A 6,694-nucleotide genomic window follows, 5' to 3' on the forward strand; every position below is an offset into this window, starting at 1 on the left:
TGCAATGACCACGTTACGGAATGGCCACATCCAGATTGGTTGCCTGCCCGACCTTGATATCGAATGCATCGGTGTTGAAGGTCTTGCCGCCAGAAATCATCACACGCAGATAGTAGCGATCCTGTGGCAAAGCCAGCGTCTTGGACGTGCCTTGATTGAAGTAATGGACCCGCTTGTCATCGCTGGCGCGCATGTAATCGATATTGATGATCCGCTGCCCGCTGGCGCTGCCGACTTTGTGGCTCAGCAATCCAGCTTGCATGTCAAGCTGGGGCGTTGCGGTTTCGTTGGCCTTGATCTCGAGCGGAAAGATTCGCGACATCGAGGGGCCGCCGCGATTGTAATTGACGAAGGCCTTGATGACATACTGCCCCGGTTTCAGCGGCTTCTTGGCTTTTTGCGATCCGGGCAGGAAAAGCAAGCTATCGAGGGTTTGTTTGGTCCGGGCGTCTTGTTCGGTCTTGAACACCGCATAATCCGCAAAGCCACCCAAGGGTTTGGTGCCAGCGCTGAGAACCGAACTGGGCTGGATATAACCCACGCGCATGTCGAAGTCGTGGCGGGTTTTCTCTCCCGGCAGAATGTCGATTTCAGCGCTTTCCTTGATTGTGCCGTGGGATGCCACGACCTTGAAACGCCCTGCGGGCAACCATGTCAGGCTGTTGGACGAGGCCGCCTCGGTCAAGGCTTTGGCCGCAGCCTTACCATCCTTGAGGGGGAAGAACTGATAGAGTATCGGGTCGGCGGCGATGCTCTTGTCGTCGGTCGCATAGGCAAAAAGTGTGGCCGTGCCCCCCATCAGATTGACCGCGCCAACTTGCTGGCCATCGTCTCCGATGATCAGCTCGGTGTCCCGGACCAGTACGCTTGATTCATAGCGTGCGGTCACTGGATACCGTCCCGGAGCCAAAACAGGGTCAGAGGGATAAAGGATGCCGAGACCTTCATAAAGGCTTCCTCCGTCTCTTCCCTTGACCGACCAGCGGACTTTGTTGGCCGCCAGCCGATCACAGCTTTCACACAATTTGGCATAGAGGAACAGGGATGGCTCAGGGTCAGCCGGCTCCGGCTCGGAAGTCTTTGCGGCTGTCGCAGGTGGGGCTGGCGGCGGGGCGGGCTTGGGCTCGGCCTTGGCCTTGGCCAACTTGACGGTTTCCTTCAGCGCCGCCTGCAATTCACTGGCATTGTTGGCACGAAAGAATTTGCCCCCGGAATTGTCTGCGATGCATTGAAGTGCAAGGGATTCCTCGTTGGTGACATCAAAGCCGATGACATGAACATCCAAACCGGGATTGGCCAAATCGAGATTGCGCGCGGTCTCGCAGGGGTCGGCCCCACAGGTTTCAAGACCGTCACTGACCAGCACCAGAGAAGAGCGTGGTTTGGGATACTTGCCAAGATTTTTCAAAAGGAGCTGAGCAGACGCCATGGTCAGAGACAGACTGATCGGGGTCTTGCCACGGGGGGAAATGGATTTGACCTTGTCGATCAGCAGGGGTCTATCGACCTGTCCGGGCATTGCCACCACTTCAATATCCTGACAATCCCCTTTCCGCCTGTGCCCATAGATCATCATGCCAACGGGAACCTTGGCATCCCAATCGGTGATTAGATCACTCATGACATCCTTGGCAATGGCAATCTTGGCGGTGCCATCAATCTGCCCCCACATGGAGTTGGACCCGTCAAGGACGAACAGCACTTCCGCGGCGGTTTGCGCACGCGCCGCCTGCAATGGGCCAAACAGTGAGATGAAAGAGACACATACAGACACGATTGCCACGGCCAGCGACCGGGGCAAGAAAAACAGGTTCGGAAAAGGCATTGTTCCACCCAGAGATCAAATCAATATCAAACAAGACAACTAAGCATATTCCCTCATGATAGAGAAAAGTTGCTCGTTGTAAAACCAAGTGAACTGCTTTCCGCAGGCGGGTCAGGCTCTGCAGAGGTAACTGCTTGAATTTCTGGACGTATGAAAGCACCGGCTCACAAAAATGTGATTGATGATCAGGCGTGGGCCGTCATGTCCCGGCTTTTTCTTCAAGACGGAATACAGACAAGGATTCTCATCTCGGCGGCTTGAGGCATGCACGTCCGATGGCATTCTGAAGAGGCATCTGTTTTGGAAAATGGTCGGAGTGAGACCGTCCATATAATAATATCGCAGGTACTCTCATTCTGCATCATTTACAGTCATATCTGAACTTTTTGACAAATATTTCATACACTTGTATAGTATCAACCTGTCTCACATCAATAAGAACATGATCATACTATCCAACATTTTTAAGGGGTAGGTTCGAAGTTAAAGGGGGTATCATATGCCGAAGCGCGTGAAGGAAATGACCGCATTGCAAGTCAAGAATCTGAAGCATTCCGGGAAGAAAGGCAATGACACTGTCTCTGTCGGCGGAGCTGATGGTCTAAAACTTCAAATCACCTCTTCTGGAGCAAAATCATGGCTCATTCGGTATGCCTCACCAACCCACATGAACGAGAAGGGGAAATCGAAGATCAGAGAAATGGGACTTGGCCCCTACCCTTCTATTGGTCTGAAGGACGCTAGAGAGAAAGCACTCGAGGTTCGCAAACTGGTCATTGAGAAGATTGATCCAATTGACCAAGCCAAAGAGGACAATAATAAACGCCAGTCGCAGGGTTTCACTGTCAAACAGGCCGTCGATGACTATTATCTGCAACTGATCGTACCGTCGCCGAACGCAGACCGGACCAAGCAACAATGGATCAATGCCATGAATGCCTATGTGGTGCCCGGCCTTGGTTCCACACTTGTCAAGGATATCGACACGGATGCCGTGGTCACATTGCTCGAACCAATCTGGCTAACCAAACCGCGCATGGCATCCGATGTAAGAAACTATTTTGAGCATTTGTTGGATTGGGCCACACATAAGAAGATCCGGACCGGTGACAATCCAGCTCGCTTGAAGGGCAATCTTGAATTCCGTCTACCCAAGCAAGACGGAGAACAGCAGCACCATCCAGCCCTCCAGTTGCCAGACACCTCGTCCTGGTTTGCGGAGCTGCGCACTCGCCGTGGCAACGGCAGCAGAGCTTTGGAATTTCTGGCCATGACAGCAGTGCGCTCTGAAAACGTCCGCAGAATGACTTGGGACGAATATGACGAGGAAACCCGCATTTGGACCATTCCCAAAGAAAAAATGAAAATGAAACGCAACCGACGTGAGCATCGTGTTCCGTTGTCCAATGAAGCCATTGAGCTGCTGAAACAACAACCTCGTGACAACAAGAAGGGCTTGGTTTTCCCCGCGTTGCGAGGCGGAACTTTATCCGACATGACCTTGAGCAAAGCGATGAAGCGCATGCATCTTAATGATATTGCGAAAGGAGGAAAAGGCTTTTCAGATCCCGCCATCATAGACACCAAGACCAATGAACCGAGGCACGCCGTACCGCATGGCCTGCGTTCGACGTTCAAAGATTGGTCAACAGAGTTGACTTACTTCGACGGAGACATGACAGAAATTGCCTTAGCCCATAAGGTCGGCACCGAAGTGGAACGTGCGTACCGACGCCTTGACATGCTGGAAAAACGCCGCGGTCAAATGCAGGCTTGGGCAGAATTCCTATATGGTCGGCAAACCGCCAAGGATATCTTGGTATTTCAACCCTAGGCTCAAATCCTTAGGCAGCCCCACGATGCCACTTCTTTGTAACAAGTAGCGGCAATCATTCATGACGGTGTTTTCAATTGTGTCAGGTGCGGCCAAACAGCCGGGTTTCACAGACGGTGTTTTTCTGGATATATAGTCGGTGTTCAGGGTTGATTTGATGGGGGGCCGTGGCACATGCCGCATCTGTCACGGGTTTTGAGCAGCGATGTGCTGAGCCAGCAAGATCAACATGGACTAGTTTGGACAGGCTGTCGGGAAGGCAATCTTTATCTGTAGACTTGAGCTGCTCGACCTGTACCGCGATTTTTAGGCATGACCTGCGGTTGGTATCGAATGACGCAGTCATCGTGCTGGCGACTAACTCCGTCGCGGTCGGCTCTTAATCGGCCCCTTGATGAGGGCGAACTGGTAGAGCCGTTGAACCAGCGCCTCTGCTTCACCGCGCCCACCCATCGTACGGCTGTCGATAGGCGGAATTCGGTGCGGCCGAGACGCGCCATCTAGAAGAATAAAATGGCCATTTTTTGTCGTTCGATATTCATCGACAAACGACACCATTATCTGGATCGGCGGTCGAGCTCCGCCATCGCAAAATAGGCAGAGGCCTTGCGAAGAATCTCATTGGCTTGCTTGAGTTCCCGGTTCTCCCGCTCAAGCGCCTTCATCTTCTCTTCGACTTCACTTGAAATACCAGGCCGGGCGCCGCTATCAACCTCGGCCTTTTTGACCCATTCATTCAGTGTATGGGCGGAGCAGCCTATCTTGGCTGAAATAGAAGAAACCGTTGCCCAGCGGGACGGGTGCTCGGCTTCGTGTTCCAGAACCATCCGCACTGCCCGGGCCCGTACTTCAGGAGAATATTTGTTTGTTGTCTTGCTCATGTTGGCTCCACTTTCTCACAAGTTGGAGCCTCCGGCAAACCCGGCGCGGTTCATTCCCCACGTCTCTCATAAACGGAACAATTCCCAAAAACCACCAATTGGACGGATTTGACTGGATTTGCCGAGCATGGAAAGAAGGCTGGCCTGGAGTATTGCTTGCGGATGACATGGGGGTCGGCAAAACATTTCAAGCCTTGGCATTTCTCGCCTGGATCCGCGCTAACAAAGCCAAGGCGAGCAGCCCCCAAAAATCTATAAAAGGGCCCATTCTCATTGTTGCTCCCACAGCGTTGCTTGCAAACTGGAAAAAAGAAGCCGAAATCCATTTGCAGCCAGATATGGGGATTCCGACGTATCCGCGCAGTCATTCCAACAACATCCGCGCACCCATTCCGGGCTATCCGCGCGGCTCTGATGCATTGCCGTGAGGCGGTTGATTTTTGTTATCAGTTTTGGCCGGTTTCGTCATCCATATTGGCGTGAGTTTTTCGGAAGGACTGCCCCTCCAGCTCAATGCGATAGGCGTTGTGCACGAACCTGTCGAGGATGGCGTCAGCGAAGGTTGGTTCTCCAATGACATCGTGCCATGTGCTGATGGGCAGTTGGCTGGTGATGAGCGTCGAACCGTTGCCATACCGTTCCTCGACGATTTCGAGCAGGTCGCGCCGCTGGCTGGCATTGAGGCGATCCGGTCCCCAATCATCAAGGATGAGCAGTTGTGTTTTTGTCAGGGCCCTGAACAGACGCGGGAAGCGGCCGTCGCCGTGGGCCAATTCAAGCTCATCAAACAGGCGCGCGGTGCGCTTGTATAGAACGGTGATGCCGTCCCGGCAAGCCGCTTGCGCAAGGGCGCAGGCAAGCCAAGTTTTGCCAACCCCGCATGGCCCGACGATGCTTAAATTCTTTTTGTCGCTGATCCATCTGGACGTCAGCAAGGTCTGGAACAGGGCTTTGTCGAGGCCCCGGCGGGCTCCGTAATTGACATCTTCCGGTGAAGCTCCGACGTGACGTAGCCGCGCGGCCCGCATCCTGCTTTCAAACCGCTTGGTCTCGCGATTGACGCTTTCCCGCTCGACCAGAAGAGCCAACCATTCGGCATGGGTCAGGTTAGCGGAGCCATCTTGCCCCTCAAGCTCAGCAAAGGCCGCAGCCATGCCATCGAGTTTGAGGGCCTTCAATTTGTCCAGAGTTGGATGTGTCAGCATTGTTGTCTTCTCCTTAATGGAAGTATTGGGATCCACGGATATTGGGGTGAGTGATCACGGGGCCGTCCGTGGGTTTTTCTCGGCGTCGGCGATCCAGTCCGGTTTTGAGAATAGAGTGAACGGATGTGTAGGAATGAGCGTGGATGAAGAGTGCCCGTTCGCAGGCTGCATCCAGGCGATCGGACCCAAAATTCTTGGCTAACCGAATGACACCCATACAGGTGCGATAGCCTTGTTCTGGATGTGTTCGTTTGCGCATGACGACATCCACGAAGACTTCAACATGGGGACCAATCCTGGCAGCTTTCTCGCGAAGGGCTTCAGGTGTCCAACCTGAACGGAAGCGATGATTGGGCGGCATGTGCTCATGCAGGGTCGTATGTTGGCGGTTACCCGAAGAGCGAGTATGTGCCGCAACTCTCTGACCTTTATGGAAGATCTCTATCGTGCGGGCTGTAATCCGAACCCAGAGATCCTGACGCAGCAATTGGTACGGCACCGAGTAATAGTGGTGATCAATGTCGACATGATAATCGAGCCCGGCCCGGCACTTCTTCCATTCAGCATAGGTATAGGGCTCCTTGGGCAATGGCTTGAGATCAATCGCCCTTGATAAAGTCTCAGAGATTGATCGCAAAATTGAAGAACTCAAATCTCTCAAAACCACACTCTCTGAGCTGGCAATGCACTGCCATGGCAATGATAAACCCGACTGCCCAATCCTGGATGGTCTATCAAAGGAAAAGCTTACATGAAATCAAGACATAATCTTGTCGCATTTGTGACGATAGCATTGTTCACCGGATTGATTGCTGGCGTTCAGGCATCAAACCATACAAAACCGGAAGGCAAGCCGATGGTTCAAGTGACCGTGCCAAAACTGACAATGCCGGAGCAAATGGGGAAGTTCCTGTTTGACGAAAGCTGTGCGTCTTGTCATGGCACAGAT

The 6,694-nt window shown here is 53.0% G+C and carries 5 protein-coding genes, 2 pseudogenes and 1 other annotated feature; of the genes and pseudogenes, 3 read left to right on the forward strand and 4 right to left on the reverse strand.

Annotated elements, in window-relative coordinates; genetic code table 11:
* Positions 1-13 precede the first annotated feature (13 nt).
* The gene (locus FDK21_RS14890; RefSeq protein ID WP_138149447.1) at positions 14-1,825 is read right to left on the reverse strand and encodes a VWA domain-containing protein; all 1,812 of its coding nucleotides are present in this window, start codon (positions 1,823-1,825) and stop codon (positions 14-16) included.
* A gap of 499 nt (positions 1,826-2,324) precedes the next feature.
* Here FDK21_RS14890 and FDK21_RS14895 point away from each other — a divergent pair, with 499 nt between their 5' ends.
* Positions 2,325-3,659, forward strand: coding sequence for a site-specific integrase (locus FDK21_RS14895; RefSeq protein ID WP_210238794.1), 1,335 nt, complete (start codon positions 2,325-2,327; stop codon positions 3,657-3,659).
* A gap of 511 nt (positions 3,660-4,170) precedes the next feature.
* Positions 4,171-4,259 (reverse strand) — a sequence feature (AL1L pseudoknot).
* Here FDK21_RS14895 and FDK21_RS14900 read toward each other — a convergent pair.
* Positions 4,191-4,540, reverse strand: a pseudogene (locus tag FDK21_RS14900) (transposase); the annotation flags it as partial. It overlaps the preceding feature by 69 nt.
* 98 nt (positions 4,541-4,638) lie before the next feature.
* Between FDK21_RS14900 and FDK21_RS14905 the strand changes: the two are divergent.
* On the forward strand, positions 4,639-4,968 hold the full coding sequence (locus FDK21_RS14905; protein ID WP_138149449.1) for an SNF2-related protein: 330 nt from the start codon (positions 4,639-4,641) through the stop codon (positions 4,966-4,968).
* 18 nt (positions 4,969-4,986) lie between these two features.
* Here FDK21_RS14905 and istB read toward each other — a convergent pair whose 3' ends face one another.
* Positions 4,987-5,745, reverse strand: a complete 759-nt coding sequence (gene istB / locus FDK21_RS14910; RefSeq protein WP_138149451.1) for an IS21-like element helper ATPase IstB — start codon at positions 5,743-5,745, stop codon at positions 4,987-4,989.
* A 13-nt stretch (positions 5,746-5,758) separates the two neighbouring features.
* On the reverse strand, positions 5,759-6,406 hold the full coding sequence (locus FDK21_RS14915; RefSeq protein WP_138149453.1) for a transposase: 648 nt from the start codon (positions 6,404-6,406) through the stop codon (positions 5,759-5,761).
* Positions 6,407-6,496: 90 nt separating this feature from the next.
* On the opposite strand from FDK21_RS14915, the pseudogene FDK21_RS20810 reads away from it, so the two are divergent.
* A pseudogene (locus FDK21_RS20810) lies at positions 6,497-6,694 on the forward strand (hypothetical protein); the annotation flags it as partial.

The organism is Cohaesibacter sp. CAU 1516, assembly GCF_005771485.1.
In the GTDB taxonomy this organism is placed as follows: domain Bacteria; phylum Pseudomonadota; class Alphaproteobacteria; order Rhizobiales; family Cohaesibacteraceae; genus Cohaesibacter; species Cohaesibacter intestini.

Bases quoted from the DNA above. Each gene is read 5' to 3' on its own strand.
- FDK21_RS14890 (WP_138149447.1), bottom strand. From the start codon at position 1,825: ATGCCTTTTCCGAACCTGTTTTTCTTGCCCCGGTCGCTGGCCGTGGCA.
- istB (WP_138149451.1), bottom strand. From the start codon at position 5,745: ATGCTGACACATCCAACTCTGGACAAATTGAAGGCCCTCAAACTCGAT.
- FDK21_RS14895 (WP_210238794.1), top strand. From the start codon at position 2,325: ATGCCGAAGCGCGTGAAGGAAATGACCGCATTGCAAGTCAAGAATCTG.